General features: G+C 70.7%; 22 protein-coding genes. 20 read left to right on the top strand and 2 right to left on the bottom strand.

Translation table 11 applies throughout. The annotated features are described in order from the left end of the window. Positions 1-165: 165 nt before the first annotated feature. Positions 166-528 (top strand): hypothetical protein, encoded by a 363-nt coding sequence (locus VFR90_RS17015; protein ID WP_326407355.1) that lies wholly within the window; start codon positions 166-168, stop codon positions 526-528. Between the two features lie 15 nt (positions 529-543). On the opposite strand, the gene VFR90_RS17010 is transcribed toward VFR90_RS17015, so the two are convergent. Further along, positions 544-1,053 carry a DUF3568 family protein gene (locus VFR90_RS17010; protein WP_326407354.1) on the bottom strand — a complete coding sequence of 170 codons (510 nt, stop codon included), beginning with the start codon at positions 1,051-1,053 and terminating at the stop codon, positions 544-546. A 319-nt stretch (positions 1,054-1,372) separates the two neighbouring features. Here VFR90_RS17010 and VFR90_RS17005 point away from each other — a divergent pair, with 319 nt between their 5' ends. Continuing rightward, on the top strand, positions 1,373-1,702 hold the full coding sequence (locus VFR90_RS17005; RefSeq protein ID WP_326407353.1) for an XRE family transcriptional regulator: 330 nt from the start codon (positions 1,373-1,375) through the stop codon (positions 1,700-1,702). 2 nt (positions 1,703-1,704) lie between these two features. Next, positions 1,705-2,991 carry a type II toxin-antitoxin system HipA family toxin gene (locus VFR90_RS17000; protein ID WP_326407352.1) on the top strand — a complete coding sequence of 429 codons (1,287 nt, stop codon included), beginning with the start codon at positions 1,705-1,707 and terminating at the stop codon, positions 2,989-2,991. Between the two features lie 10 nt (positions 2,992-3,001). Here VFR90_RS17000 and VFR90_RS16995 read toward each other — a convergent pair whose 3' ends face one another. Beyond that, on the bottom strand, positions 3,002-4,180 hold the full coding sequence (locus VFR90_RS16995) for an MBL fold metallo-hydrolase (protein WP_326407351.1): 1,179 nt from the start codon (positions 4,178-4,180) through the stop codon (positions 3,002-3,004). A gap of 106 nt (positions 4,181-4,286) precedes the next feature. On the opposite strand from VFR90_RS16995, the gene VFR90_RS16990 reads away from it, so the two are divergent. The 17 genes from VFR90_RS16990 to VFR90_RS16910 all read left to right on the top strand — a co-directional run bounded on the left by VFR90_RS16990 (position 4,287) and on the right by VFR90_RS16910 (position 24,740). Beyond that, on the top strand, positions 4,287-4,760 hold the full coding sequence (locus tag VFR90_RS16990; RefSeq protein ID WP_326407350.1) for a MerR family transcriptional regulator: 474 nt from the start codon (positions 4,287-4,289) through the stop codon (positions 4,758-4,760). A gap of 17 nt (positions 4,761-4,777) precedes the next feature. Further along, the gene (locus VFR90_RS16985) at positions 4,778-5,956 is read left to right on the top strand and encodes an isovaleryl-CoA dehydrogenase (protein ID WP_326407349.1); all 1,179 of its coding nucleotides are present in this window, start codon (positions 4,778-4,780) and stop codon (positions 5,954-5,956) included. Positions 5,957-6,087: 131 nt separating this feature from the next. Continuing rightward, positions 6,088-6,780 carry a carbonate dehydratase gene (gene can, locus VFR90_RS16980; RefSeq protein WP_326407348.1) on the top strand — a complete coding sequence of 231 codons (693 nt, stop codon included), beginning with the start codon at positions 6,088-6,090 and terminating at the stop codon, positions 6,778-6,780. Beyond that, on the top strand, positions 6,780-8,693 hold the full coding sequence (gene aceK, locus VFR90_RS16975) for a bifunctional isocitrate dehydrogenase kinase/phosphatase (RefSeq protein WP_326407347.1): 1,914 nt from the start codon (positions 6,780-6,782) through the stop codon (positions 8,691-8,693). The genes can and aceK overlap by 1 nt, the downstream gene beginning before the upstream one ends. A gap of 140 nt (positions 8,694-8,833) precedes the next feature. After that, complete coding sequence (locus tag VFR90_RS16970) at positions 8,834-10,033, top strand: acetyl-CoA C-acyltransferase (RefSeq protein WP_326407346.1); 1,200 nt, start codon at positions 8,834-8,836, stop codon at positions 10,031-10,033. Positions 10,034-10,040: 7 nt separating this feature from the next. Next, complete coding sequence (locus VFR90_RS16965) at positions 10,041-10,532, top strand: MaoC/PaaZ C-terminal domain-containing protein (protein ID WP_326407345.1); 492 nt, start codon at positions 10,041-10,043, stop codon at positions 10,530-10,532. A 54-nt stretch (positions 10,533-10,586) separates the two neighbouring features. Then, positions 10,587-11,243 carry a LysE family translocator gene (locus tag VFR90_RS16960; protein ID WP_326407344.1) on the top strand — a complete coding sequence of 219 codons (657 nt, stop codon included), beginning with the start codon at positions 10,587-10,589 and terminating at the stop codon, positions 11,241-11,243. A gap of 14 nt (positions 11,244-11,257) precedes the next feature. Continuing rightward, positions 11,258-11,923: an SDR family oxidoreductase gene (locus tag VFR90_RS16955; protein ID WP_326407343.1), complete on the top strand. Its 666-nt coding sequence runs from the start codon at positions 11,258-11,260 to the stop codon at positions 11,921-11,923. Between the two features lie 19 nt (positions 11,924-11,942). After that, positions 11,943-13,073, top strand: a complete 1,131-nt coding sequence (locus VFR90_RS16950; protein ID WP_326407342.1) for an acyl-CoA dehydrogenase family protein — start codon at positions 11,943-11,945, stop codon at positions 13,071-13,073. A gap of 207 nt (positions 13,074-13,280) precedes the next feature. Then, on the top strand, positions 13,281-14,411 hold the full coding sequence (locus VFR90_RS16945) for a TRAP transporter substrate-binding protein (RefSeq protein WP_326407341.1): 1,131 nt from the start codon (positions 13,281-13,283) through the stop codon (positions 14,409-14,411). 133 nt (positions 14,412-14,544) lie between these two features. After that, positions 14,545-15,165: a TRAP transporter small permease subunit gene (locus VFR90_RS16940; protein ID WP_326407340.1), complete on the top strand. Its 621-nt coding sequence runs from the start codon at positions 14,545-14,547 to the stop codon at positions 15,163-15,165. Next, positions 15,165-17,162 (top strand): TRAP transporter large permease, encoded by a 1,998-nt coding sequence (locus VFR90_RS16935; protein WP_326407475.1) that lies wholly within the window; start codon positions 15,165-15,167, stop codon positions 17,160-17,162. Before VFR90_RS16940 ends, VFR90_RS16935 begins: the two co-directional genes overlap by 1 nt. A 19-nt stretch (positions 17,163-17,181) precedes the next feature. Beyond that, a complete protein-coding gene (locus VFR90_RS16930; protein WP_326407339.1) occupies positions 17,182-17,790 on the top strand; it encodes a 2-hydroxychromene-2-carboxylate isomerase in 609 nt (202 codons plus the stop codon). A 173-nt stretch (positions 17,791-17,963) separates the two neighbouring features. Next, positions 17,964-20,840 carry a S8 family serine peptidase gene (locus VFR90_RS16925; protein WP_326407338.1) on the top strand — a complete coding sequence of 959 codons (2,877 nt, stop codon included), beginning with the start codon at positions 17,964-17,966 and terminating at the stop codon, positions 20,838-20,840. A gap of 185 nt (positions 20,841-21,025) precedes the next feature. After that, the gene (locus VFR90_RS16920; RefSeq protein WP_326407337.1) at positions 21,026-22,651 is read left to right on the top strand and encodes a carboxyl transferase domain-containing protein; all 1,626 of its coding nucleotides are present in this window, start codon (positions 21,026-21,028) and stop codon (positions 22,649-22,651) included. Then, positions 22,651-23,790, top strand: a complete 1,140-nt coding sequence (locus VFR90_RS16915) for an acyl-CoA dehydrogenase family protein (protein ID WP_326407336.1) — start codon at positions 22,651-22,653, stop codon at positions 23,788-23,790. Before VFR90_RS16920 ends, VFR90_RS16915 begins: the two co-directional genes overlap by 1 nt. 161 nt (positions 23,791-23,951) lie before the next feature. After that, positions 23,952-24,740: an enoyl-CoA hydratase/isomerase family protein gene (locus VFR90_RS16910; RefSeq protein WP_326407335.1), complete on the top strand. Its 789-nt coding sequence runs from the start codon at positions 23,952-23,954 to the stop codon at positions 24,738-24,740. Positions 24,741-24,742: the final 2 nt, after the last annotated feature.

Raw genomic sequence — 24,742 nt, 5'->3', positions numbered from 1 at the left:
GGCAACGAAGCCAGTTTGGAGGTTGATCGTTTAGTTGTCAACTAAAAGCATGCGGCTCACGCGATGCGACTTTTTCCCGCCGGCACGGTGCCGGCTCGTCGCGCGGAGCCCGCCCTCCCGTGACCGGGGGATGCCCGCCGGAGCAGCGCTTTGCAGACTCCGTGCATGCAAGCCGCCGCCTTCGTGACCCGCTCCTCGTCCCCCGCCGCCGCGCAGGGCGCGCTGCGGCGCAGCGGCTGGACGGCCTGGGCCGGAGGCGATGTCGATCGGAGGCGTTGGATGGACGTTCAGCAACGACAGGTCGGCGACTTCCGCATCTACGCCGGGGCGCTGGACGCGCCGGAAGGCGGCTACACCGCCGCGGTCGAGGTCCACCGCATCGGCCGCGACGACGACGCGGCCGAGGTGATCTTCAGCAGCGAGCGCGTCTCGGGCGGCCACCGCTTCGAGGCCGCGGCGCTCGCGGTGCGCCACGCGCTCGACGTGGGCCACCAGGCCATCCGGCTGCGCGAGAGCCTGGGCGGCTGAACCACCGGGCCGGGCTCAGAGCCGGCTCGAGGCCCGCACCAGTTCGGGCGCCGGGTTGCCGCCGCGGCCGCCCAGGCGCGTCTGCAGCGCCTGCTGGGTCTGCTCGACGATCTCCTTCGCCGTGGCCGCGTCGTGCACGAAGAGGTTGTGCTTCGCGGTCGCGCGCATTTGCGTCGTCGACTTGTTCATCGCCTCGAGCTCGATCTCGATCTTCCGGTCGGCCGACTTCGCCTTGATCACCTCGGTGCCGTCGCGCTGCTCGATGCTTTCGACGGCGATGCTCATGCGCTGCAACGCGACCAGCGACGCGGTGCGCACCTGCGGCGCGCTGGCGGTGAAGGTGCGGCTGCTGCTGCCGTTGGCGGTGTGGTTGACGCCGGCCGACGCGCCGATGCCCAGCGCGGTCAGCGCGACCGTCCCGCAGCCGCCGAGGCCGGCGCAGGCGGCGATCAGGGCCAGGACGCCGGCGCGGCAGGCAGGGCCGCGGCGTCGTGCGAGGCGGCAGGCGTTCGGGTGGTCGTGCATCGAGGAGGCTGGGCGTCGCGGTCGAGCGCGACCTTGCAAACCGCACGCCACCCGCGGATGCGGGCGCCACGGCGGCGTCGCGGCGCCGACTTGGCCGCGGCCGGCGTGCGGATGCCGCAGTTCGCGCCGGCCGGGCCGGCTACGTCTGGCGACAAAGCCGACGCGATGCGGCGGCGGCTGTCGCGCCTGGTCGGCAAGGCCTCGGGCCTGGCCGCGCCGAAGAGGTGCGCTGAGCGCATGCGGATGCGGACGCTTCAAATCGGCTTGGCAGATACGTCTTTAAAAGCTACATTCCGCCTGTTTTGTAGCATTGAATGGCATGCCGAAGTCTTCTGCCCATCACGACTGGTTGCCTGCGCAAGCCCTGGCCGCCTTGCGGCAGCTCGGCGCCAACCTTGCACTCGGCCGCGTGCGACGCAAGGAATCGCTGCGCGCCTGGGCCCAACGCCTGGGGGTCTCAGTGCGCACGGTGCAGCGGCTCGAAGCCGGCGATCCCGGTGTCGGCATGGGCGTGTATGCGGCGGCGCTGTGGCTGGTAGGGCGCAGCGACGCGCTGCCGGCGCTGGCCGATCCAGCGCTCGACCGCGGTGCTCTGGAACTCGACCTGCGCGTCGCGCGCAATCGGCTTGCGCGGCGCGCGGCGGGGTGACGATGGGCACGCGCGCTTCGCAGCCGGCGATCGGCGAACTGCTGCATCTGTGGTGGCTCGCTGATCCGCAGTCGCCGCGATGGGTCGGCACGCTGCGGCTCAAGCGCCGCGGTGCCGGGCAGCCGCCGGGCGTGTCGCTCGAATATGCCGAAGCCTGGCTGGCCGACGGGCTCGCGCTGAGCGAGGACCTGCCGCTGCAGCGCGGCGAATTCCTGCCGACGGAGGCCGACGCCGCGGCCGGCGCCGTCGACGACGCCCGGCCCGACCGCTGGGGCGAGCGGGTGATCCGGCTGCTCGACCGCCCGCCGCGGCTTTCGACGCTCGACTTCCTGTATTTCGCCGGCGATGAGCGCTTCGGCGCGCTCGGCGTCTCGCTGTCGGCCAGCGAGTACCTGCCGCGCCGTCACGGCCCGACGCCGCAGCTCGCCGACTTGGCCGCGATGCACGAGCTGGTGCACAAGCTCGAGGCCGGCGAGCCGGTTGCCGAGCCGCTGCGCCGGCTGGTGATGCCGGGCACCTCGCTCGGTGGCGCGCGGCCGAAGGCGCTGATCACGATCGACGGCGATCAACGGCTCGTGAAGTTCGCCGAAGCGGGCGACCTGATCGACACACCGCTGGTCGAGCACGCGACGATGACGCTCGCGGCGCAAGCGGGCATCCAAGCCAGCATGAGCTGGGCGATACCGCTCGGACCTGCCGGCACGGGCCACGCGATGGCCATCCGGCGTTTCGATCGCGGGCCCGGCGCCGGAGAGGCGAGGCGGCGCCGGCACGCCCTCTCGGCCCACGTCGCCTTGCGGGCGGCCGGCCAGGAATACGGCTACCCCGAACTGGCCCTCCTGCTGCGCCGACGCGCTCACGCCGACGATATCCAGAAGCTGGGGGCCGAGCTGTTTCGCCGGATGCTGTTCAACATCCTGATCGACAACACCGACGATCACGAGAAGAACCACGTGTTGCTCGTCGATGAGCGGCAGCACTATCGGCTCTCTCCGATCTTCGACGTGCTGCCTGCGGGCCAAGCGCTCGGCTATCAGCAGATGCGCGTCGGTCGCAACGGAGCGGACGCCACCTTGGAGAACGCTATTTCCGAGCATCGCGCCTTCGGACTGACCGAAGAGCGTGCGCGTGCGAACGCGGCAAGCGTGGCGGAGGTGGTTGCAGGCTGGAAGGACCACTTCGCCGCCGCTGGAGTGACGCCGCGCGACATCGACGAACTCACGCTGCAGATCGACCGCGACTTCCTCGCCGATCAGCGCCGCGAGGCTCAGGCGGGCGGGAATCGGTGAGGCGCGCGCCTCAGGCGGGCGCGAAGCGATAGACGCCCTCGGCGTCCTGCGTGCGCACCAGCCTGCCGGCGAACCACAGCGCGTGCAGGTGCGCGATCGCCTCGCCGAGCGCGAAGGTGGTCTGATGCAGATCGAGCGAACGCTTGAACAGCACCGGCAGCAACTCGAAGGCCGAGCAGGGCGCGCGGCCGCAGGCTTCCATCACCTCGGCGAGCCGCTCGTCGTGGTGCGCGCGGATCTGCGCGATGCGCGTCGGCACGCCGACGAAGGGCCGGCCGTGCGAGGGCAGCACCAGCGTGTCGGGCGCCAGCGCGCGCAGGCGCTCGATGCTGTCGAGGTAGAGCCGCAGCGGGTCGGCCTCGGGCTCGAGGTCGATCACGCTGACGTTGGTCGTGATCTTGGGCAGCAGCATGTCGCCGGAGATCAGCACCGCGCGGCCGGCGGGCACGTCGGTGCCGCGGCCGTCGGCGGGGGCGCCGAGCATCGCCTGGCGCTCGATCGCGGCGCGCGACGCGGGCAGCGCCCCGGCGCCGAGCGTGCCGAGGTCTTCGCAATACAGCGAGATGTGCTCCGGCGCATGACCGAAACCGGCGATGCAGCGCCACGCGCGCCCGCCGATGTCGAAGACCATGCCGTCCATGAGCCGGCGGTGGCTCGGCGGCACCGCCGGCACCATCGAGGCGAAGTAGTTCGAGCGCCTGCGCACCTTGTCGAGCGTCGCGGCGTCGCGCACGCCGTGCGTGCCGAAGTGCGTGGCGGCCGCCGCGCCGCCGAAGCCGGTGGTCGACTGCACCGCCATGCGCGCGGCGTTCCAGTCGGTCGCGCTGATCCAAAGCCGGCAGGGCACGCCGCCCTGCGGCCAGCGTTCGGTGAGCCATTGCGCGAGCCCGATGTGGTCGGGGTGCATGTGCGTGACGATCACGCGCAGCACCGGCAAGCCCTCGAGCTCCTGCTCGAACACCTGCTCCCAGGCGGCGCGCGTGCTCGCGTCGGCGATGCCGCAATCGACGATCGTCCAGCCGTCGATGCCGCCCTGCCGATCGCGCAGCAACCAGAGGTTGATGTGGTCGAGCGCGAACGGCAGCCCCATGCGCAGCCACCTCACGCCGGGCGCGACCTCGACCGCACGGCCCGGCGCCGGCACCGCCTGGCCGTGGGGATAGGCGAGCTGCTGTTCGAGTGGGTTCATGGTGGGGAGGAGGCGGCGCGCGCAGTGCGCGGGATGGGCCGCGAGGTCGGCCGCTAGACTTGCCGTTAACGTCAACGTCAATCGATCCCGATCGATTCTAGGCAGCATGGCCAGCGCCGATGTCCCGCATGCGTCCCATCGCTACAGCATCGGCGAGCTCGCGCGCGAGTTCGACCTGACGACCCGCGCGATCCGCTTCTACGGGGACTGCGGCCTGCTCGCGCCGCAGCGCGGCGGCGCCGGCGGCCGCCAGCGCGTCTACACCGCGCGCGACCGCACCCGGCTCAAGCTGACCCTGCGCGGCAAGCGGCTCGGCCTGAGCCTCGCCGAGATCAAGGATCTCGTGGACATGTACGAATCGCCGCGCGATTCGGCCGCGCAGCTGCGCCGCTTCCTCGCGGTGCTGGTCGAGCACCGCGGCCAGGTCGAGCAGCAGATGGCCGACCTGCAGGCGACGCTCGACGAGGTGCGCGCGCACGAGAAGGAAGCGAGGCGGCTGCTGGCCCTGGGCCAGGCGAAGGGCGCACCGAAGGACAAGCCGCGGCCCAAGCCCGCGAACCGCGTCGCGAAAGCGGCGTGACGAACCCGGAGACTGCCATGGACCTTCCCGGCCTCGACTTCATGCTCGGCGAGGACGTCGACGCGCTGCGCGACGCGGTGCGCGGCTTCGCCGAAAGCGAGATCGCGCCGCGCGCCGCCGAGATCGATCGAAGCGACCGGTTCCCGATGGACCTGTGGCGAAAGATGGGCGAGCTCGGCGTGCTCGGCATCACCGTCGGCGACGACTACGGCGGCGCCGGCATGGGCTACCTCGCGCACATGGTCGCGATGGAGGAGATCAGCCGCGCGAGCGCCTCGGTCGGCCTGAGCTACGGCGCGCATTCGAACCTCTGCGTCAACCAGATCAAGCGCAACGGCAGCGAGGCGCAGAAGCGGAAGTACCTGCCGAAGCTCGTGAGCGGCGAACACGTCGGCGCGCTGGCGATGAGCGAGCCGGGCGCGGGCTCCGACGTCATCTCGATGAAGCTGAAGGCCGAGGAGCGTGGCGGCGTCTACGTGCTCAACGGCACGAAGATGTGGATCACCAACGGCCCCGACGCCGACACGATGGTGGTCTACGCGAAGACCGAGCCCGAGCTCGGCGCGCGGGGCGTCACCGCCTTCATCGTGGAGAAGGGCATGCCGGGCTTCAGCACCGCGCAGAAGCTCGACAAGCTCGGCATGCGCGGCTCGCACACCGGCGAGATGGTGTTCTCCAACGTCGAGGTGCCGGCCGAGAACGTGCTCGGCTCGCTCAACGGCGGCGCGAAGGTGCTGATGAGCGGGCTCGACTACGAGCGCGCGGTGCTCGCGGCCGGGCCGATCGGGATCATGGCCGCGGTGCTGGACAACGTCGTGCCCTACACGCACGACCGCAAGCAGTTCGGCCGGAGCATCGGCGAGTTCCAGCTGATCCAGGGCAAGGTCGCGGACATGTACACCGTGCTGCAGGCGGCGCGCGCCTTCTGCTACACGGTCGGCAAGAACCTCGACAAGCTCGGCGCGGAACACGTCCGGCAGGTGCGCAAGGACTGCGCGAGCGTCATCCTCTGGTGCGCCGAGCGCGCGACGTGGATGGCCGGCGAGGGCATCCAGGTCTTCGGCGGCAACGGCTACATCAGCGAGTACCCGCTGGGGCGGCTCTGGCGCGACGCGAAGCTCTACGAGATCGGCGCGGGCACCAGCGAGATCCGCAGGATGCTGATCGGCCGCGAGCTGTTCGCCGAGACCATGTAGTGGCCGGGGCGACCGACGGCAAGCCGCCTCGCGGCGCACCGGCGGCGAAGGCCCGTGCCGGCGCGGGTCACAGCCGGACGATGTGAGGCCTGCAGCCGGTTCGGCGGTCGACGACTCCTAGACTCGGGCCCATGACCACCGCCCTCGACGAGCTCCTCGCCAACAACCGCGCCTGGGCCGATCGCCAGGTCCGGCGCGACGCCGGCTTCTTCACGCGCCTGCTCACGCAGCAGACGCCGCAGTACATGTGGATCGGTTGCGCCGACAGCCGCGTGCCGGCCAACGAGCTGGTCGATCTGGCGCCGGGCGATCTGTTCGTGCACCGCAACGTCGCTAACGTGGTGGTGCACTCGGACCTGAACTGCCTGTCGGTCGTGCAGTACGCGACCGACGTGCTGAAGGTGCGCCACATCATCGTGGTCGGGCACTCGGGCTGCGGCGGCGTCGCCGCGGTGCTGCACGACCGGCGCGCCGGCATCGTCGACAACTGGCTGCGGCACGTGCAGGACGTGCGCAACTGGTACGCGAACTGGCTGGCATCGGTGCCCGAGGACCAGCGGCTCGATGCGCTGTGCGAACTCAACGTCGTCGAGCAGGCGACCAACGTCTGCCGGACGACCGTCGTGCAGGACGCCTGGGCCCGCGGCCAGGAGCTGGTGGTCCACGGGTGGTTCTACGCGCTGCGCGACGGCCTGCTGCACGACCTGCGCATGACGGTGCGGTCGGCCGACGACGTGAGCCGCGCCCACCGCGCGGCGATCGACGCGGTCAAGCAGCGCTACGCGCCGGGCGAATCGGCGCCGACGACGCCGGGGGCGTTGTGATGGCCGCGCGGCCGGTCAGCGCCTCGCCGACCGAAGCGGCGGCCACTACGCTCGCCGCCGAAGGCGCCGCGCTCGCGGTGGCGGCCGGCGGCAGCTTCGCCTTGACCGACCCGCGCGCCTTCGACATCGCCCGGGCCTTGCTCGAAGGCTTCGACCGCCACTACCGGCTGTTCCGCCAGACCAGCGCGCAGGCCAAGCAGCGCTTCGAGGCCGCCGACTGGCACGGCCAGCAGCGCGCGCAGCGCGAGCGCATCGAGTTCTACGACCTGCGGGTCGACGAGGCGGCAACGAGGCTCGACCAGGAATGGAAAGCGGGCGAACTCAGCCGCGAGACCTGGCAGCAGGTCAAGCTGCACTACATCGGCATGCTGATCGAGCACCACCAGCCCGAACTCGCCGAGACCTTCTTCAACTCGGTGACGACCAAGATCCTGCACCGCAGCTACTTCCGCAACGAGTTCATCTTCGTGCGCCCGGCGGTCAGCACGGAATACATCGAGAACGACGAGGCCGCGTCGCAGCCGACCTACCGCGCCTACTACCCGACGCGCGCGAACCTGCGCGACACGCTGCGCGAGATCGTCCTGAATTACCAGCTCGCCTGCGAGTTCGAGGACCTCGATCGCGACCTCGATCTGGTGCTCGACGCGCTGCAGCGCCCCTTCGGCGACGCGAAGCTGCTCGCCAATTTCCAGATCCAGGTGCTGACCAGCCTGTTCTTCCGCAACAAGGGCGCCTACCTCGTCGGCAAGGTGATCAACGGCTTCCGCGAGACCGGCTTCGCGCTGCCGCTGCTGCACGCGCGGCACGGCAAGCTGGCGATCGACACGGTGCTGCTCGGCGAGGACGACCTGCTGATGCTGTTCAGCTTCGCGCGCGCCTACTTCATGGTGGACATGCAGATCCCCAGCGCCTTCGTGCAGTTCCTGCGCTCGCTGATGCCGCGCAAGCCGCGCTGGGAGCTCTACAACGCGCTGGGCCTGCAGAAGCAGGGCAAGAACCAGTTCTACCGGGACTTCCTCTATCACCTGCGCCACAGCTCGGATCGCTTCCGCATCGCGCCGGGCATCAAGGGCATGGTGATGCTCGTGTTCGACCTGCCGAGCTTCCCGTTCGTCTTCAAGGTGATCAAGGACTTCTACCCGCCGCAGAAGGACACCTCGCGCGAGCTGATCAAGAGCAAGTACCAGCTGGTCAAGACGCACGACCGCGTCGGCCGCATGGCCGATTCGCTCGAGTTCAGCGTCGTCGCCTTCCCGCGCGCACGCTTCGAGGAAGCGCTGATCGAGGAGATCCGCCACTACTGCCCCAGCATCCTCGAGGAAGACGGCGACACGCTGATCCTCAAGCACCTGTACATCGAGCGCCGCATGATCCCGCTCAACATCTACCTGCAGGAATGCACGCCCGAGCAGCTGCAGCATGCGGTGATCGAGTACGGCAACGCGATCAAGGACCTCGTCGCCGCGAACATCTTCCCGGGCGACATGCTGTGGAAGAACTTCGGCGTCACCCGCCACGGCAAGGTGGTCTTCTACGACTACGACGAGATCGAATACATCACCGACTGCCATTTCCGCCGCGTGCCGCCAGCGCGCAACGAGGAAGAGGAAATGTCGGGCGAGGTCTGGTACCCGGTTGGCCCGAAAGACGTGTTCCCCGAGACCTTCGGTCCCTTCCTGCTCGGCGACCGCCGCGTGCGCGAGGTCTTCATGCAGCACCACGCCGACCTGCTCGACGCCGAGTACTGGCAGCGCCGCAAGGACCGCATCCAGGCCGGCTACGTGCACGACGTGTTCCCCTACGATCCCCACAAGCGCTTCCACAAGCCCCCGGGCCTGGGCCTCGGCAGCCTCGATGCGGAGAGCGCCTTCCTCCACGCCGACGGCCAACTGGGCCACAACCCGATCTGATGTCGACCACCCCGTTGCGGCTTCGCCGCTCCCCTCGAGGGGCGCCGCTGGCGTCCCGGCATAGCCGGATCCGCGGCGGCCGCTCGTGGGATCGGTGCCGTTCACGGATCGATCCGCTTGTTTAAGTCAAGGAGTCCGCCATGTCGACCCGCGACCCCATCGTCATCGTCTCCGCCGCGCGCACGCCGATCGGCGGCCTGCTCGGCGACTTCGCGGCGCTCGCGGCCTGGGAGCTGGGCGCGGTCGCGATCAAGGCGGCGGTCGAGCGCGCCGGCGTGCCGGGCGACGCGATCGACGAGGTGCTGTTCGGCAACTGCCTGATGGCCGGCCAGGGCCAGGCGCCGGCACGCCAGGCGATGCGCCGCGCCGGCCTGCCCGATTCGACCGGCGCCGTCACCCTCAGCAAGATGTGCGGCTCGGGGATGCGCGCGATGATGTTCGGCGCCGACATGCTCACGGCCGGAAGCGCGAACGCCATCGTCGCCGGCGGCATGGAGAGCATGACCAACGCGCCGCACCTCGGCTTCGCGCGCAAGGGCGTGAAGTACGGCTCGACGCCGCTGTACGACCACATGGCGCTGGATGGCCTCGAAGATGCCTACGAAAAGTTGCCCAACGGGGGTGGCAAGGCGATGGGCGTGTTCGCCGAGCAGTGCGTCGGCAAGTACGGCTTCACCCGCGAGGCGATGGACGCCTTCGCGATCGCCTCGACCGAGCGCGCGATCGCGGCCAACCGCGACGGCAGCTTCGACTGGGAGATGGCTCCGGTCGTGCTGTCCGGCAAGACCGGCGAGCTGACGATCGCGAAGGACGAGCAGCCCTTCAAGGCCAAGCCGGACAAGATCCCCGGCCTGAAGGCCGCGTTCACGAAGGATGGTGCGATCACCGCCGCCACCTCGTCGAGCATCTCCGACGGCGCCGCGGCGCTGGTGCTGATGCGCGAGTCCACCGCCGGGCAGCGCGGCCTGCGGCCGATCGCGCGCATCCGCGCGCACGCCGTGCATGCGAACGCGCCCGAGTGGTTCACCACCGCGCCGGTCGGTGCGATCGAGAAGGTCTTGAAGAAGACGGGCTGGGCCGCGAAGGAGGTCGATCTCTGGGAGATCAACGAAGCCTTCGCCGCGGTGACGATGGCGGCGATGCACGAGTTCGAGCTGCCGCATGGCATCGTCAACGTGCACGGCGGTGCCTGCGCGCTGGGCCACCCGATCGGCGCAAGCGGCGCGCGCATCGTCGTCACGCTGCTCGGCGCGCTCCGGAAGCTGGGCAGGACGAAGGGCGTCGCCGCGCTGTGCATCGGCGGCGGCGAGGCGACCGCGATGGCGGTGGAACTGGTCTGAGCGCCGCTTGAACGCTCCCACCCGCTCCGCCCCGGCCGAGGGCCGCGAAGCCTGGCCGGCGACGCCCGCGTCCGTCGGCCTCGAGTTCCGCCGCACCGACCGCTACCGCAGCGCCGACATCGCCGCCTTCGCGCGCGCCTGCGGCGACACCAACCCGCTGCACGACGAACGCGCCGCGCAGTTCAGCTTCCGCGAGGTGATCGCCAGCGGCCAGCACACCAGCGCGATGCTGCTGAGCCTGGCGACCAGCTACTTCTCGCGCCCGCGCGAGAGCGTGCGGCCCACCGAGGTGCTCGTGCTGCACGTCAACTTCGCGTTCAAGCATCCGGTGTTCGCCGAGGAAGAGGCCGAGCTGCGCTGGCGCGTCGACGAGGTCTCGTGGAACCAGCGCCAGGCCGGGCATGTGCTGGTGCTGAGCGGCGACGTGCACACGGCGCGTTTCGCGCCGCAGCCGGCGCTGGTCGCGCGCACCGCGTTGCTGGTGCGCGCGGCGCCGTGATGTCGACCGAGCCGTCGCGGCTCGGCCGCTCCCTTGGCGGGGTGGCTTGAAGCGATGAGCCAGCTTGCCTTCATGGGGCTGCAGGATCTGCCGCTCTTTTTCGTCGCGGTGTTCGTGCTCAACGCGACGCCCGGTGCGGACCTGCTGTTGACGCTGACGCGCACCCTGCAAGGCGGCGCGCGCGCCGGGCTTGCCGCGGCGGCCGGCATCAGCGCCGGCTGTCTCGTGCACACCTTGGCGGCGGCGCTCGGGCTCGCGGCGCTGCTCGCCGTTTCCGCCCTGGCCTTCGAGACGCTGCGCTGGATCGGCGCGGCCTACCTGCTGTGGCTTGCGATCGGCATGCTGCGCCGCGCGTGGGCGGGCGGCGACGCGGCGGCGGCGCCGGAAGCCGCCGCGCCGCGGTCGGGGTGGGCCGATTTCCGCGCCGGCCTGCTGACCAATGTGCTGAACCCGAAGGTCGCGTTGTTCTTCCTCGCCTTCCTGCCGCAGTTCATCGCCGCCGACGCGCCGAACAAGGGGCTCGCCTTCGTCTTGCTGGGCCTGATCGGGATCGCGCAGGGCGCGGTCTTCCTCGTGGGCGTGGTGGCGGTCGCGACCCGGCTGCGCCGCTTCGGCTCGGCGCGGGCGGCGCGCGTGCTGCAGGCGATCGGCGGCGCGCTGTTTGCCGCGCTGGCCTTGCGCCTCGCGGCGGCGAGCCGGCCCGGCGCTTGATCGAAGGAGCTTTCATGAACGTGCTCATCGTCGGCGCTTCGCGCGGCATCGGTTTCGAGTTCGTGCGGCAATACCGCGCCGCAGGCGCGCGGGTCACCGCGACCGCGCGCGACGAGGCGGGCCTCGCCAGGCTGCGCGCGCTCGGGGCCGAGGCGCTGGCGCTCGACGTGACCGACGCCGCATCCTGTGCGCGGCTCGCCTGGCCGATCGACGGCGCCCGCTTCGACGTCGCGGTCTACAACGCCGGCGTCTACGGCCAGGACAGCCGCGGCCTGCAACCGCCGGAGCAGTCGGTGTTCGACGCGACGATGCATGCCAACGTGCTCGGCGCGATGCGCGTGCTGCCGTCGCTGCGCGAGGCGCTCGCGCCCGGCGCGAAGCTCGCGGTGATCTCGTCGCGCATGGGCTCCATTGGCGAGCGCGCCGCCAATTTCGGCTGGCTCTATCGCGCGTCGAAGGCCGCGGTGAATTCGGTGCTGAAGGACGTTTCGATCGACTACGCCGGCCGCGCGACCTGCGTCGCCTTCCATCCCGGCTGGGTGCGCACCGACATGGGCGGCGCGGGCGCCGACCTGAGCGTCGAGGAGAGCGTGAGCAGCCTGCGCCGCACGCTGGCCGCGCTCACGCCCGGCGAGCACGGCCGCTTCCTCAACCACGACGGCTCGCCGATCGCGTGGTGACGCGCGCCGCGAGTTCGCGATGCTGCTGAGCGAACACCACCATGCGATCCAGGACGCGGTGCGCGACTACGTGCGCGCCGAGATCGCGCCGAACGCCGCGGCCTGGGACAAGAGCCATCACTTCCCTGCCGAAGCGCTGCGGGGCCTCGCCGCGCTCGGCTGCTACGGCGTCGCGGTGCCCGAGGCCTGGGGCGGCGCGGGGCTCGACCACCTGAGCCTTTCGCTGATCCTCGAGGAGATCGCCGCCGGCGACGGCGCCACCAGCACGATCGTCAGCGTCAACAACTGCCCGGTCTGCTCGATCCTGCTGGCGTGGGGCGACGATGCGCAGAAGGAGCGCTGGCTCAGGCCGCTGGCCCGCGGCGAGATGCTGGGCGCGTTTTGCCTGACCGAGCCGCACGTCGGCTCGCAGGCCGACGGCCTGCGGACGACCGCCGTGCGCGAGGGCGACGACTACGTGCTCGACGGCGTCAAGCAGTTCATCACCAGCGGCAAGCACGGCGACGTCGCGATCGTGATGGCCGTGACGGACAAGTCGGCGGGCAAGCGCGGCATCAGCGCCTTCGTCGTGCCGACAGGCACGCCGGGCTACACCGTCGCCCGCCTCGAGGACAAGGCCGGCCAGCACGCGAGCGACACGGCGCAGGTCGTCTTCCAGGGCGTGCGCGTCCCCGCCGCGAACCGGCTCGGTGAGGAAGGGCAGGGCCTGAAGATCGCGCTGTCGGGGCTGGAGGGCGGGCGCATCGGCATCGCCTCACAGGCGGTCGGCATGGCGCGCGCGGCGTTCGAGGCCGCGCTCGCCTACAGCAAGGAGCGCGTCGCCTTCGGCCGGCCCATCTTCGAGCACCAGGCGCTGCAGTTCCGGCTGGCCGAGATGGCCACGAAGATCGAAGCGGCGCGCTCGCTGATCCATCACGCGGCGAGCCTGAAGGACGCGGGCCGGCCCTGCCTGAAGGAAGCGGCCATGGCGAAGCTGTTCGCGAGCGAGATGGCCGAGCGCGTCTGCAGCGAAGCCATCCAGGTGCACGGCGGCTACGGCTACGTCAGCGACTTCCCGGTCGAACGGATCTGGCGCGACGTGCGCGTCTGCCAGATCTACGAAGGCACGTCCGACGTGCAGAAGATCCTCATCGCGCGGGCGCTGGCCTGACGGTGCGCGCGCGGTGTCGCGCAGGCGTCCTCGGCTCCGCGCAAACCCTCTGCGCCGGGCGTCGATGCCCACGGCGCTTACCCGAGCCTGACCGAACCGCCCCGGGTTTACGACAGCCTGACCGCGGAACCCGTCTCCCTAAGATTTCGCAACAAGGCGCGGCCACGCACGCACGCGCAGTCCTTCAAGCATTCACAGGAGACAGGCATGACCGCGAAGACACCCAAGGCCCTCAAGACGGCTCAGCAGCGCCGCCGCTTTCTGAAGACCGCCTCGGCCGGCGCGGTCGGCGCCACCGCGATGGCCGCGCCGATGGTCTCGGTGGCGCAGACGACTTCGCTGCGGTTCCAGAGCACCTGGCCGGCGAAGGACATCTTCCACGAGTACGCGAACGACTTCGCCAAGAAGGTGAACGACATGGCGGGCAGCCGCCTGAAGATCGAGGTGCTGCCGGCGGGTTCAGTGGTGCCGGCCTTCCAGCTGCTCGAGGCGGTCAACAAGGGCACGCTCGACGGCGGCCACGGCGTCGTGGCCTACCACTACGGCAAGAACTCGGCGCTCGCGCTGTGGGGCTCGGGCCCGGGCTACGGCATGGATCCGAACATGCTGCTGGCCTGGCACAACTACGGCGGCGGCGAGCAGCTGCTCGAGGAGATCTACAAGTCGCTGAGCTTCGACGTGGTGTCGTTCCTCTACGGCCCGATGCCCACGCAGCCCTTCGGCTGGTTCAAGAAGCCGATCGCCAAGACCGACGACCTGAAGGGCCAGAAGTTCCGCACCGTCGGCCTGGCCGTGGACATCTACACCGAGATGGGCGCCGCGGTGAACCCGCTGCCCGGCGGGGAGATCGTGCCTGCGCTCGACCGCGGGTTGATCGACGGCGCCGAGTTCAACAACGCCAGCTCCGACAAGCTGCTCGGCTTCCCCGACGTGGTCAAGAACTGCATGCTGCAGAGCTTCCACCAGAGCACCGAGCAGTTCGAGATCCTGTTCAACAAGGGCAAGTACAACGCGCTCGCGCCCGAGCTGAAGAAGATCATCGACTACGCGGTGCAGGCGGCCAGCGCCGACATGAGCTGGAAGGCGATCGACCGCAACTCGAAGGACTACGCCGAGCTCAAGAAGGCCGGCGTCTCCTTCTACAAGACGCCCGACGCGGTGCTGCGCGCGCAGCTCGAGGCCTGGGACAAGACGGTCGCGAAGAAGTCGGGCGAGAACCCGCTCTTCAAGAAGGTGCTCGATTCGCAGAAGGCCTTCGCGCAGCGCGCCGGCCAGTGGCAGAACGACTACCTGGTCGACTTCAAGATGGCCTGGAACCACTACTTCCGCAAGAGCTGACCGCCCCGTGGCGTCAGCGGCCCGGCGAAGCCGGGTCCGCGGCAGCTGCCTGGTGGGCGGCGACAGTGCGAATGACCGGGGTGTTGTGAGGAGCAGGGCGCCGCGAGGCGCCCTCTTCGTTGAGGGAGGAGCGATGCAGAACTGGCTGCTGGCGGTGGACCGTTTCTCCACCTGGATCGGCAAGGCGTGCGCGTGGACGGTGGTCGGCCTCACGCTGCTGATCACCTGGGAGGTGTTCTCCCGCTATGCGCTGAACAAGCCGCACGCCTGGGTGCTCGATGCGCAGATCATGCTGTACGGCACGCTGTTCATGACGGCCGGCGCGTACACGCTTTCCAAGTCGGGCCATGTGCGCGGCGACGTGCTCTACGGCTTCTTCAGGCCGCGCACGCAGGCCGCGATCGACCTGGCGCTGTACATCGTGTTCTTCCTGCCCGGCATCGTCGCACTCACCTGGGCCGGCTGGACCTACGCGAACGAGTCGCTCGCGATCCGCGAGCAGACCTTCAACGCCGACCCGATCCCGGTCTACCCGTTCAAGTTCGTGATCCCCTTCGCCGGCGCGATCCTGCTGTTGCAGGGGCTGGTGGAGATCGCGCGCTGCGTGATCTGCCTGCGCGCGGGCGCGTGGCCGGCGCGCGAGGGCGACGTGGAGGAGGTGGACGTGGACAAGCTCAAGGAGATGGTCCACGTGAAGGACGCCGACATCGAAGCGCTCGACCGCCTGGTCGTCAGCAAGGAAGGCACCAAGTGATCGCGCTGCGCAAGGAATTGTGGTTCGGCTTCACGTTGATGGGGCTGATCGTCGCGGCCGTGCTCGGCATGGTCGTCTCGGTGCCGGTGATGACCAACGGCCACTACGGTCTGCTGATGCTCTCGCTGGTGGTCGTCGCGATCATGCTGGGCTTCCCCACCGCGTTCACGCTGATGGGCATGGGCATGCTGTTCGCGTTCTTCGCCTACCACTCGGGCGGGCAGAGCGTCGGCGGCGCGGTGACGCAGACGCTCGACCTGATGGTGCAGCGTGCGTTCTCGGTGATGGCCAACGATGTGCTGATCTCGATCCCGCTGTTCGTCTTCATGGGCTACCTGGTCGAGCGCGCGAACCTGATCGAGAAGCTGTTCAAGAGCCTCCATCTTTCGCTCGCGCGCGTGCCGGGCTCGCTCGCGGTCGCGACGCTAGTCACCTGCGCCGTGTTCGCCACCGCCACCGGCATCGTCGGCGCGGTGGTCACGCTGATGGGGCTGCTCGCGCTGCCGCAGATGCTGCGCGGCGGCTACGACGTGCGCGTCTCGTCGGGCGCGATCACCGCCGGCGGCTGCCTGGGCATCCTGATCCCGCCGTCGGTACTGCTGATCGTCTACGGCGCGACCGCGGGCGTCTCGGTGGTCAAGCTCTACGCGGGCGCCTTCTTCCCCGGGCTGATGCTCGCCGGGCTCTACATCGTCTACGTGATCGTGCTCGCGAAGCTGAAGCCGGCGCTGATGCCGCCGCTGACCGCCGAGCAACGCTTCGTGCCGCTGCCCAAGCCGCTGCTCGACGTGGGCGCGACGCATGCGAAGCGCGCGCTGCCGGCGGTGCTCGGCGCGCTGAAGGGACGCAGCAACGCGGGGGTGTCCAGCGGCTACCTGCTCGGCCAGCTCGGGCTGATGCTGCTGCCGGCGCTGCTGTTCGCGGCGGTCGCGTGGATGAGCTATCCCGGTGGGGCGACGGCCACGGCCGCGCCGCCCGCGCTGCAGCCGATCGGCGCGGCCGCGCCGGCCGAGCGCGGCGGTCTGCAGGAGCCCCCGTCGGCCGGGGGCCTGCAGGAGCCGCCGAGTGCCGATGGCTTGAAGGAGCCGCCGGGGGCAGCGGCGCCAGCCACCGGCGGTCTGGCCGAGCCGCCGGGATCGTCAGGCACTTCGAGCGCGGCGCCGTCCGGCGGCGGTCTGGCCGAGCCGCCCGGCGCCGGCGCACCCTCGGCCGGTGCCGGCAACGCGCCGGCCGCTAAGCCGGGCGAAGCCCCGCGCGGCTGGTGGATCGGCACCGGCGTCGGCCTCGTCGCGCTGCTCGGCTTCTATGCGCTGCTCAGCTTCGCGCGCTTCGAGATCTTCAAGATGCTGCTCGCCAGCTTCTTCCCCCTGCTGATCCTGATCCTCGCGGTGCTCGGCTCCATCGTCTTCGGCCTCGCCACGCCCACCGAGGCGGCGGCGGTGGGTGCCTTCGGCGGCTTCGTGCTCGCCGCGGCCTACAAGCAGCTGAACTTCGGCATCGTCAAGGAGAGCGTCTTCCTCACCGCGAAGACGAGCGCGATGGTGTGCTGGCTGTTCGTCGGCTCGGCGATCTTCTCGGCGGCTTTCGCGCTGCTGGGCGGGCAGGAACTGGTCGAGCGCTGGGTGCTCGGCATGAACCTCACCAAGACCGAGTTCTTGATCCTCAGCCAGGTGATCATCTTCATCCTCGGCTGGCCGCTCGAGTGGACCGAGATCATCGTGATCTTCATGCCGATCTTCATCCCGCTGCTCGACAACTTCGGCGTCGATCCGCTGTTCTTCGGGCTGCTGGTCGCGCTCAACCTGCAGACGGCCTTCCTGAGCCCGCCCGTCGCGATGAGCGCGTTCTATCTGAAGGGCGTGGCACCGCGGCACGTGACGCTGAACCAGATCTTCGCGGGCATGCTGCCCTTCATGGGCATCCAGATCGTCGCGATCGTGCTGCTGTACGTGTTCCCTGAAATCGGCCTGTGGCTGCCGCAGGTGCTCTACAAGTGATGCGGCCCGGCTTCGCGCGATGAACACCAAGCCGCCGATCGAGTTCTGGTTCGACTTCTCGTCGCCGTACTCGTACATCGCGAGCGAGTGGATCGAGGCGGTGGCCGCGCGGCACGGGCGGCGCGTGCGCTGGCACGCCTTCCTGCTCGGCGCGACGATGCAGGCCGCCGAGCTGAAGCCGCCGATCGCCTACCCGCTGAAGCGCGAGTACTCCTACGCCGACTTCGCGCGCTCGGCGCGCTTCGAGGGCGTGCCCTACCGGCCGCCGTCGAAGTTCCCGCTCGCGACGCAGAACGCCGCGCGCGTGTTCTGGTGGCTCGCGGCCGAGGACGAAGCACGCGCCGCCGCCTGGGCGCACGCCGGCTTGCGCGCCATGTTCGCGCGTGACATCGCGCTCGACGACACCGCTTCGTTGAAGGCGCTCTGCACCGAGGCCGGGCTCGACGCCGAAGCCTGCGAGGCCGTCTGGAACGAACCCGTATGGAAGCTGCGTCTCAAGCAGGCGAACGAGGCGGCGATCGCCGCCGGCATCTTCGGCGCGCCCGCGTTCCAGATCGACGGCGAGCTCTTCTGGGGCAACGACCGCAAGCCGCAGATCGAGCGCTGGCTCGCGAGCGGGCCGTTCTGAGCCGCTGCGCGAACGCCGCAGCGGCTCCTTCCTTCGCTCGAGTTCCTCCTTCGTCGAGAGGGTTCATACCGCGCAAGGCTAGGGGCGCGCGCGCAGCGCCGAACTTCTAGAGTGACCACGCCAAAGCCCGGTTCGCGGGCCCGGCAATCTGAACACTCAGGGAGATCAGCGACATGGCCACGACGAGCAAGAGCGACGCTGCGGCGCTCACCTTCGAACATCCTTCCGCGGGCACGAGCCGCGCCGATCCGTCGATCCTCGCGATCCGATGGCGCGACGGCATCGCAGCCGAGACCAGGCACAAGCTGCTCGATGCGGCCGGCGTGCAGCTGCTGCGCATCGGCTCGCCCGATCGCGCGCCGCTCGTGCAGGCCAACCAGACCGAAGGCCTGTCATGGGTGCATGCGAAGGACGGCGCCTCGATCGCGCTGGAGGCGATCGCCCGGCTCGAACGCAGCGAGGCCGTCGAGTGGGTGATGCCGGCGCTGCGCCCGGCGGCCGCGCGCAGCCAAGCCCGGCTGGCCGACGACGTGGCGGCGCACGCGCTGTTCACCGTCAATCCGACGCGCTTCTACCTGCGCGAAGCGGCGATCGACCAGGCCGGCGGTGCGGCCGCGCTCGCGCCGGGCTTGTCGGTCGGCGCCAGCGGCGCGAGCGGCGCGCAGCGGCTGCGCGGCTGGGTCACGGTGCAGGTCGACGCGGCCAGCTTCACGGCCGGGCGCACCGCGCCGCAACTCGCCGCGCCGGCCTTGCAGGCGCTGAACCTCGCGGCCGGCGCCGCGGCGGGCGCGGTGCGCTACGAGACGATTCCCTTGCTGTCGCCGGCCGCGCACGCGCATGCGCAACCGGCGCACCCGGGTGGCGGCCAACACGGTGGCGGTCGGGCGAGCCCCCAGGGCGAGCTGAGCTGCCGCCCGCCGATCTCGGCCTACGAGCCCGACGATCCGCTGTTCGCGCAGCAGTGGGGCCTGCAGCGCATCGGCGTGCCGCGCGGCTGGCAGATCGCGCGCGGCTCGCCCGAGGTGACGGTCGCGGTGATCGACCAAGGCGTCGAGCTGGGCCATCCCGACTTGCTGCTGCATCCGATGTCGTGGAACGCCTCGAGCGACCTGCCCGACGGCGGCCCGGTCGGCGACCACGGCACGCCCTGCGCCGGGATCATCGGCGCGCGCATGGACAACGGGCTCGGCGGTGCCGGCGTCGCGCCCGGCGTGCGCGTGATGGCGATCGCCACCAGCACCTGGGCCGACGCCGACATCGCCGAGGGCCTGTACTTCGCCGCGGACCAGGGCGCCCGCGTCGTCAGCATGAGCTTCGGCGTCTACGACTTCTGGAACGCCTGGGACTTCGACCTGATCCGCGACGCGCTGCAGTACGCGCACGACCGCGGGCTGCTGCTGGTGGCCGCCTCCGGCAACGAGGACTGGAACCTCTCGCGCTTTCCGGGCAGCGACGCGCGCACGCTGTGCGTCGGCGGCAGCAACCGCGCCGACGAGCGCAAGCGCTCCGGCGACGCTTCGCTCGAGCCGTTCTGGGGCGCGAGCTTCGGGCCGGACGTCGACGTGGTCGCGCCTTGCCTCGAGATCGTCGCGACCGACCGGCTCGGCGCCGCCGGCTACACCGCCGACGACTACACCACGCGCTTCAACGGCACTTCGTCGGCCACGCCGCTGGTCGCGGGACTGGGCGCACTGCTGCTGTCGCTGCGGCCTTCGATGGACGCCGTCGAAGCGCGCAGCCTGATCGAGCGCAGCTGCGACAAGATCTCGCCGGCGCTCTACCCGTATGCCAGCGTCGCCGGCAAGCCCAGCGGCACCTGGCATGAAGAGGTCGGCTACGGCCGCGTCAATGTCGAGCGCACGCTGCTCGAAGCCTGCAAGACCGGCTGCGCATGCGACGACGCCGCCTGCGGCGGCTGCGGCGGCCGGTGCGAGCAAGAGACGCCCGCCGCATGCCGCGGCCCGGCGCCGGTGCCCTGGCTGGCCTTCGACCGCTGCATGGTCTTCTACGAGGCGCGCATCTTCGACGGCGGCAGCGCCGTCCCGGCGGCCAACACCGCCGCCAACGATCGCCAGCGCCTGCGCCTGCGCGTGAGCTACGAGCACTGCCTGAGACTCGTCGGCCGCCAGCAGGGGCCGCTGCTCTACACGACGACGCTGCTGCCCGGCGAGAAGGTCAAGCTCTACGAGTACGACCGCTTCCGCCGCACGCGCGCCGAGACGCAGCGCGTGTCGGTGCACACCTCGATGCGCCAGACGCTGTCGGCGCTGTCGCAAAGCCGCCGCTCGACGGCGAGCTCGGCCTACATGGACACGCTCGTCGAGATCCGCGCGCATGCGGACACCTCCATCGCGGCCGGCGGCGGGCTGGCCGGCTTCCTCGGCGCGCCGACGGTCAAGGGCGAGTCCGGCGTCGAGTCGGAAACCACCGTCGCGAGCGGCGGCTCGGTGCGCACCGCGTCCGAGCAGTTCTCGCAGCTCGCGATCACCGCGTCGCAGGCGATGGAGGCGGAGCGCTCGCTCGTCGTCAGCAGCTTCGAGGAACAGGAGCACCTCAACACCACCGCACGCGAGCTGAGCAACCACAACCACTGCTACGCGGTCACCTACTACGTGCGCCGGGTCAACGAGGTCTACGAGGCGCATTCGCGCATCGTGTCGACCGAATGGCGCCTCGGCGACGCCGGACCCTGGCGCGACGTGGCCGACACCGCCGGCCTGCCCGAGGCGCTGCGCAAGCAGCTGCTCGCGCTGCTGAAGGATCTGCTGAAGGACGGCAAGGACGTGCGCGACGGCCGCCAGATCACGGTGCCGACCGACGGCACGGTCTACGAGGCCGAACTCGCGCACTGCGCTTCGTGCGAGCCCGGGCGCATGGCCGAGGAGAGCGTGCGCGTCGAGCGGCTGCGGCTGCAGGCGCAGCGGCTGTGCCTGGAGAACCAGCTGCTCGAGCTGGAGATCGAGCGGCGCAAGGCCGCGGGCGCGGCGCTCGAAGTCGGGCCGTGGCCGCTCGCGCCGATGGCTTCCGCCGTCGAGGCCGTGCCGCACTGAAACGCGCAGACTCGGGCAACGAGGGGTGCCGCCGGCACCCTTCTTCTTGCGTCGTCGGCCGCCGCGCCTTCGGGTCATCGCGCAGATGCCGGGCCGGGCGCGGCTCCTAGAATTCCGCGCCCGATCATGCCGTCACAAGCGGCTGCGCATCGGCGTTCGTTCAGCGGTCCCGACACGGAGACACGATGCCCACGCTGGCCACCAAGCTCGACGCCCGCACCGACGACTTCAAGGCCAGCGCCGCCGCGATGCGCGCGATGGTCGACGACCTGCACGCTCGCCTCGCCAAGATCGCCCAAGGCGGCGGCGAGTCGGCCCGCGCCAGGCACCTCGCGCGCGGCAAGCTGCTGCCGCGTGACCGCGTCGAAGGCCTGCTCGATCCCGGCTCGGCGTTTCTCGAGATCGCGCCGCTCGCCGCGCTCGGCGTCTACACCGAGGCCGACGGCAGCGACACCGCGCCCTCGGCCGGCGTGATCGCAGGCATCGGCCGCATCGCCGGCGTCGAATGCATGGTCGTGTGCAACGACGCGACGGTGAAGGGCGGCACCTACTACCCCCTCACGGTGAAGAAGCACCTGCGTGCGCAGGAGATCGCCGAGCAGAACCGCCTGCCCTGCGTCTACCTCGTCGACTCGGGCGGCGCCAACCTGCCGAACCAGGACGAGGTGTTCCCCGACCGCGACCACTTCGGCCGGATCTTCTTCAACCAGGCCAACATGTCCGCGCAGGGCATCCCGCAGATCGCGGTGGTGATGGGTTCGTGCACCGCCGGCGGCGCCTACGTGCCGGCGATGAGCGACGAGACGGTGATCGTCGCCAGGCAGGGCACCATCTTCCTGGGCGGCCCGCCGCTGGTGAAGGCCGCGACCGGCGAGGTGGTGAGCGCCGAAGACCTCGGCGGCGGCGACGTGCACACGCGGCTGTCGGGCGTGGCCGACCACCTCGCGCGCGACGACGGCCATGCGCTCGCGATCGCGCGGCAGATCGTCGGCCACCTGAACCGGCGCAAGCCGCAGCCGCTCGCGCTGCGCGAGAGCCGGCCGCCGGTGTACGACCCGGCCGAGCTGCATGGCGTGATCCCGACTGACACCCGCAAGCCCTACGACGTGCGCGAGGTCATCGCGCGCATCGTCGACGGCTCCGACTTCGACGAGTTCAAAGCCCGCTTCGGGCCGACGCTGGTGACCGGCTTCGCGCACATCGAGGGCCAGCCGGTGGGCATCGTCGCGAACAACGGCATCCTGTTCTCCGACTCGGCGATGAAGGGCGCGCACTTCATCGAGCTGTGCTGCCAGCGCCGCGTGCCGCTCGTCTTCCTGCAGAACATCACCGGCTTCATGGTCGGCCGCAAGGTCGAGAGCGAGGGCATCGCGAAGCACGGCGCCAAGATGGTGACGGCCGTGGCCACCGCGACGGTGCCCAAGTTCACCGTGATCCTCGGCGGCAGCTTCGGCGCCGGGAACTACGGCATGTGCGGCCGCGCCTACAGCCCGCGCTTCCTGTGGATGTGGCCGAACGCCCGCATCGGCGTGATGGGCGGCGAGCAGGCCGCGAGCGTGCTCGCCACCGTGCGGCGCGACGGCATCGAGGCCCGGGGCGGCACGTGGAGCGCCGAGCAGGAGGCGGCGTTCAAACAGCCCATCCTCGATCAGTTCGCGCACCAGGCGCATCCGTACTACGCCAGCGCGCGCCTGTGGGACGACGGCGTGATCGACCCGGCCGACACGCGGCGCGTGCTCGCGCTCGCGATCAGCGCGAGCCTCAACGCACCGATCCCCGAGAGCCCGCGCTTCGGCGTGTTTCGCATGTGATGGGCGCCGAGTCGATCTACCTCACGCCCGAGCACGAGCTGCTGCGCGAGCAGGTCGCGCGCTTCCTCGCGCGCGAGGTCGAGCCGCATGCCGAAGCCTGGGAGCGCGAGGGCAAGGTGCCGCGCGAGGTGCTGCGGAAGATGGGCGCGGCCGGCCTGCTCGGGCTGATGCACGCGAGCGAGCACGGCGGCGCAGGCGCCGATGCGCTGACGAACCTGGTGTTCGCCGAAGCGCTGAGCCAGTCGACCTACGGCGGCTTCGTCATCACCGTGCTCGTGCACACCGACATGGCGAGCCCGCACTTGCAGCACGCCGGCACGCCGGCGCAGCGGGCCCGGTACATGCCCGGCATCACGCGCGGCGAGACGATCACCGCGGTCGCGATCACCGAGCCGGGCGCCGGCTCCGACGTCGCCGGCCTGCGCACCACCGCCCGCCGCGACGGCGAGCACTGGGTGCTCGACGGCCGCAAGCTCTTCATCACCAACGGCGTGCATGGCGATCTGTATTTCGTCGCCGCGCGCACCGGGGCCGCGCGGCATGCGATCTCGATGTTCATCGTCGAGAAGGGCACGCCGGGCTTCCAGGTCGATCGTGCGCTGGAGAAGACCGGCTGGTTGTGCTCCGACACCGCCGAGCTCGCCTTCGAAGGCTGCCGCATCCCGGCGGCCAACCTGCTGGGCGAGGAAGGCCACGGCTTCCGCGCGGTGATGCAGAACTTCCAGACCGAGCGCATCGCGCTCGGCGCGATGGCCATCGGCCACGCGCAGCAGGCGCTGCGCCTGACGCTCGACTGGGTCCGCGCGCGCCAGGCTTTCGGCGCGACGCTGTGGGACAAGCAGGCGATCCGCCAGCGCCTCGCGATGCTCGACGCGAAGACCCGCGCCGCGCGCGCCTACCTCTACCACTGCGCCTGGCTTGCGGCCCGGGGCCGCGACGTGGTGCAGGACGTCTCGATGCTCAAGGCCCTGACCGGCGAACTCGTGGGCGAGGTCGTGCAGGCCTGCCAGCAGTTCCACGGCGGCAGCGGGTACGTGCGCGGCACCGCGATCGAACGGCTCTGGCGCGACGCGCGCATCCTCGCCATCGGCGGCGGCGCGACCGAAGTGATGCTCGACGAGGCCGCGAAGCGGTATTGATATGCACCACCCCCATTGCGGCTTCGCCGCTCCCTCTCCAGGAGGCGCCCCGAACGGGCCGGCAGAGCCGGATCCGTCGCGGCTGCCGGCTGCGATTTGCCCGGCGCGCGCCGCTGGCGCCGTGCGCCGCAGCGCCATCGAAGCCTGAGGAGCACCCGCGGATGGCAACGACGACCCTGCTTCGCGTCGAGACAGCCGGGCCCGTCGCCCGCGTGACGCTCGCGCGGCCCGAGCTGCGCAACGCCTTCGACGACGCCTTGATCGTCGAGCTCGCCGGCACCTTCCGCGCGCTCGACACCGAGCCCTCGGTGCGTGTGGTCGTGCTGGCTGCCGACGGCCCGGCCTTCTGCGCCGGCGCCGACCTGAACTGGATGCGCCGCATGGCCGGCTACTCGCGCGAAGAGAACCTCGCCGACGCCGCCGCGCTCGCCGAGATGCTGCGCAGCGTCGCCACCTGCCGCAAGCCGACGATCGCCCGCGTCCAGGGCGACGCCTACGCCGGGGGCATGGGGCTGCTCGCGGCCTGCGACATCGCGGTCGCGGCCGAGGGTGCGCGGTTCTGCCTGAGCGAGGTCAAGCTCGGCCTGGTCCCCGCGACGATCGCGCCCTACGTCGTGCGCGCGATGGGCCGGCATGCGGCGCAGCGCTACGTGCTGACCGCCGAGCGCTTCGACGCGGCCACGGCGCTGCGCATCGGCCTCGTGCACGAGACGGCCAGGCCCGAGCGGCTGGATGCCGTCGTGCAGGGCTTCGTCGATCACTTCCTCGCCGCGAGCCCCGAGGCGCTCGCCGCCTGCAAGCGCCTGCTGGACGACGTGGGCCAGGCGCCGATCGACGAGGCCTTGATCGGGCGCACCGCCGAATCCATCGCCGACGCGCGCGCCTCGGACGACGGCCGCCACGGCGTGCAGGCCTTCCTCGGCAAGACGAAGCCGCGCTGGACGGCTTGAGC

The organism is Methylibium sp., assembly GCF_035762065.1.
In the GTDB taxonomy this organism is placed as follows: Bacteria; Pseudomonadota; Gammaproteobacteria; order Burkholderiales; family Burkholderiaceae_C; genus Methylibium.
Note: the sequence above shows the minus strand (reverse complement) of the source record. Positions and strands in the feature narration are given on the sequence as shown.

Coding starts and splice junctions, on each gene's coding strand:
- VFR90_RS17015 (WP_326407355.1), top strand. CDS start 166: ATGCAAGCCGCCGCCTTCGTGACCCGCTCCTCGTCCCCCGCCGCCGCG.
- VFR90_RS17010 (WP_326407354.1), bottom strand. CDS start 1,053: ATGCACGACCACCCGAACGCCTGCCGCCTCGCACGACGCCGCGGCCCT.
- VFR90_RS17005 (WP_326407353.1), top strand. CDS start 1,373: ATGCCGAAGTCTTCTGCCCATCACGACTGGTTGCCTGCGCAAGCCCTG.
- VFR90_RS17000 (WP_326407352.1), top strand. CDS start 1,705: ATGGGCACGCGCGCTTCGCAGCCGGCGATCGGCGAACTGCTGCATCTG.
- VFR90_RS16995 (WP_326407351.1), bottom strand. CDS start 4,180: ATGAACCCACTCGAACAGCAGCTCGCCTATCCCCACGGCCAGGCGGTG.
- VFR90_RS16990 (WP_326407350.1), top strand. CDS start 4,287: ATGGCCAGCGCCGATGTCCCGCATGCGTCCCATCGCTACAGCATCGGC.
- VFR90_RS16985 (WP_326407349.1), top strand. CDS start 4,778: ATGGACCTTCCCGGCCTCGACTTCATGCTCGGCGAGGACGTCGACGCG.
- can (WP_326407348.1), top strand. CDS start 6,088: ATGACCACCGCCCTCGACGAGCTCCTCGCCAACAACCGCGCCTGGGCC.
- aceK (WP_326407347.1), top strand. CDS start 6,780: ATGGCCGCGCGGCCGGTCAGCGCCTCGCCGACCGAAGCGGCGGCCACT.
- VFR90_RS16970 (WP_326407346.1), top strand. CDS start 8,834: ATGTCGACCCGCGACCCCATCGTCATCGTCTCCGCCGCGCGCACGCCG.
- VFR90_RS16960 (WP_326407344.1), top strand. CDS start 10,587: ATGAGCCAGCTTGCCTTCATGGGGCTGCAGGATCTGCCGCTCTTTTTC.
- VFR90_RS16955 (WP_326407343.1), top strand. CDS start 11,258: ATGAACGTGCTCATCGTCGGCGCTTCGCGCGGCATCGGTTTCGAGTTC.
- VFR90_RS16950 (WP_326407342.1), top strand. CDS start 11,943: ATGCTGCTGAGCGAACACCACCATGCGATCCAGGACGCGGTGCGCGAC.
- VFR90_RS16945 (WP_326407341.1), top strand. CDS start 13,281: ATGACCGCGAAGACACCCAAGGCCCTCAAGACGGCTCAGCAGCGCCGC.
- VFR90_RS16940 (WP_326407340.1), top strand. CDS start 14,545: ATGCAGAACTGGCTGCTGGCGGTGGACCGTTTCTCCACCTGGATCGGC.
- VFR90_RS16930 (WP_326407339.1), top strand. CDS start 17,182: ATGAACACCAAGCCGCCGATCGAGTTCTGGTTCGACTTCTCGTCGCCG.
- VFR90_RS16925 (WP_326407338.1), top strand. CDS start 17,964: ATGGCCACGACGAGCAAGAGCGACGCTGCGGCGCTCACCTTCGAACAT.
- VFR90_RS16920 (WP_326407337.1), top strand. CDS start 21,026: ATGCCCACGCTGGCCACCAAGCTCGACGCCCGCACCGACGACTTCAAG.
- VFR90_RS16915 (WP_326407336.1), top strand. CDS start 22,651: ATGGGCGCCGAGTCGATCTACCTCACGCCCGAGCACGAGCTGCTGCGC.
- VFR90_RS16910 (WP_326407335.1), top strand. CDS start 23,952: ATGGCAACGACGACCCTGCTTCGCGTCGAGACAGCCGGGCCCGTCGCC.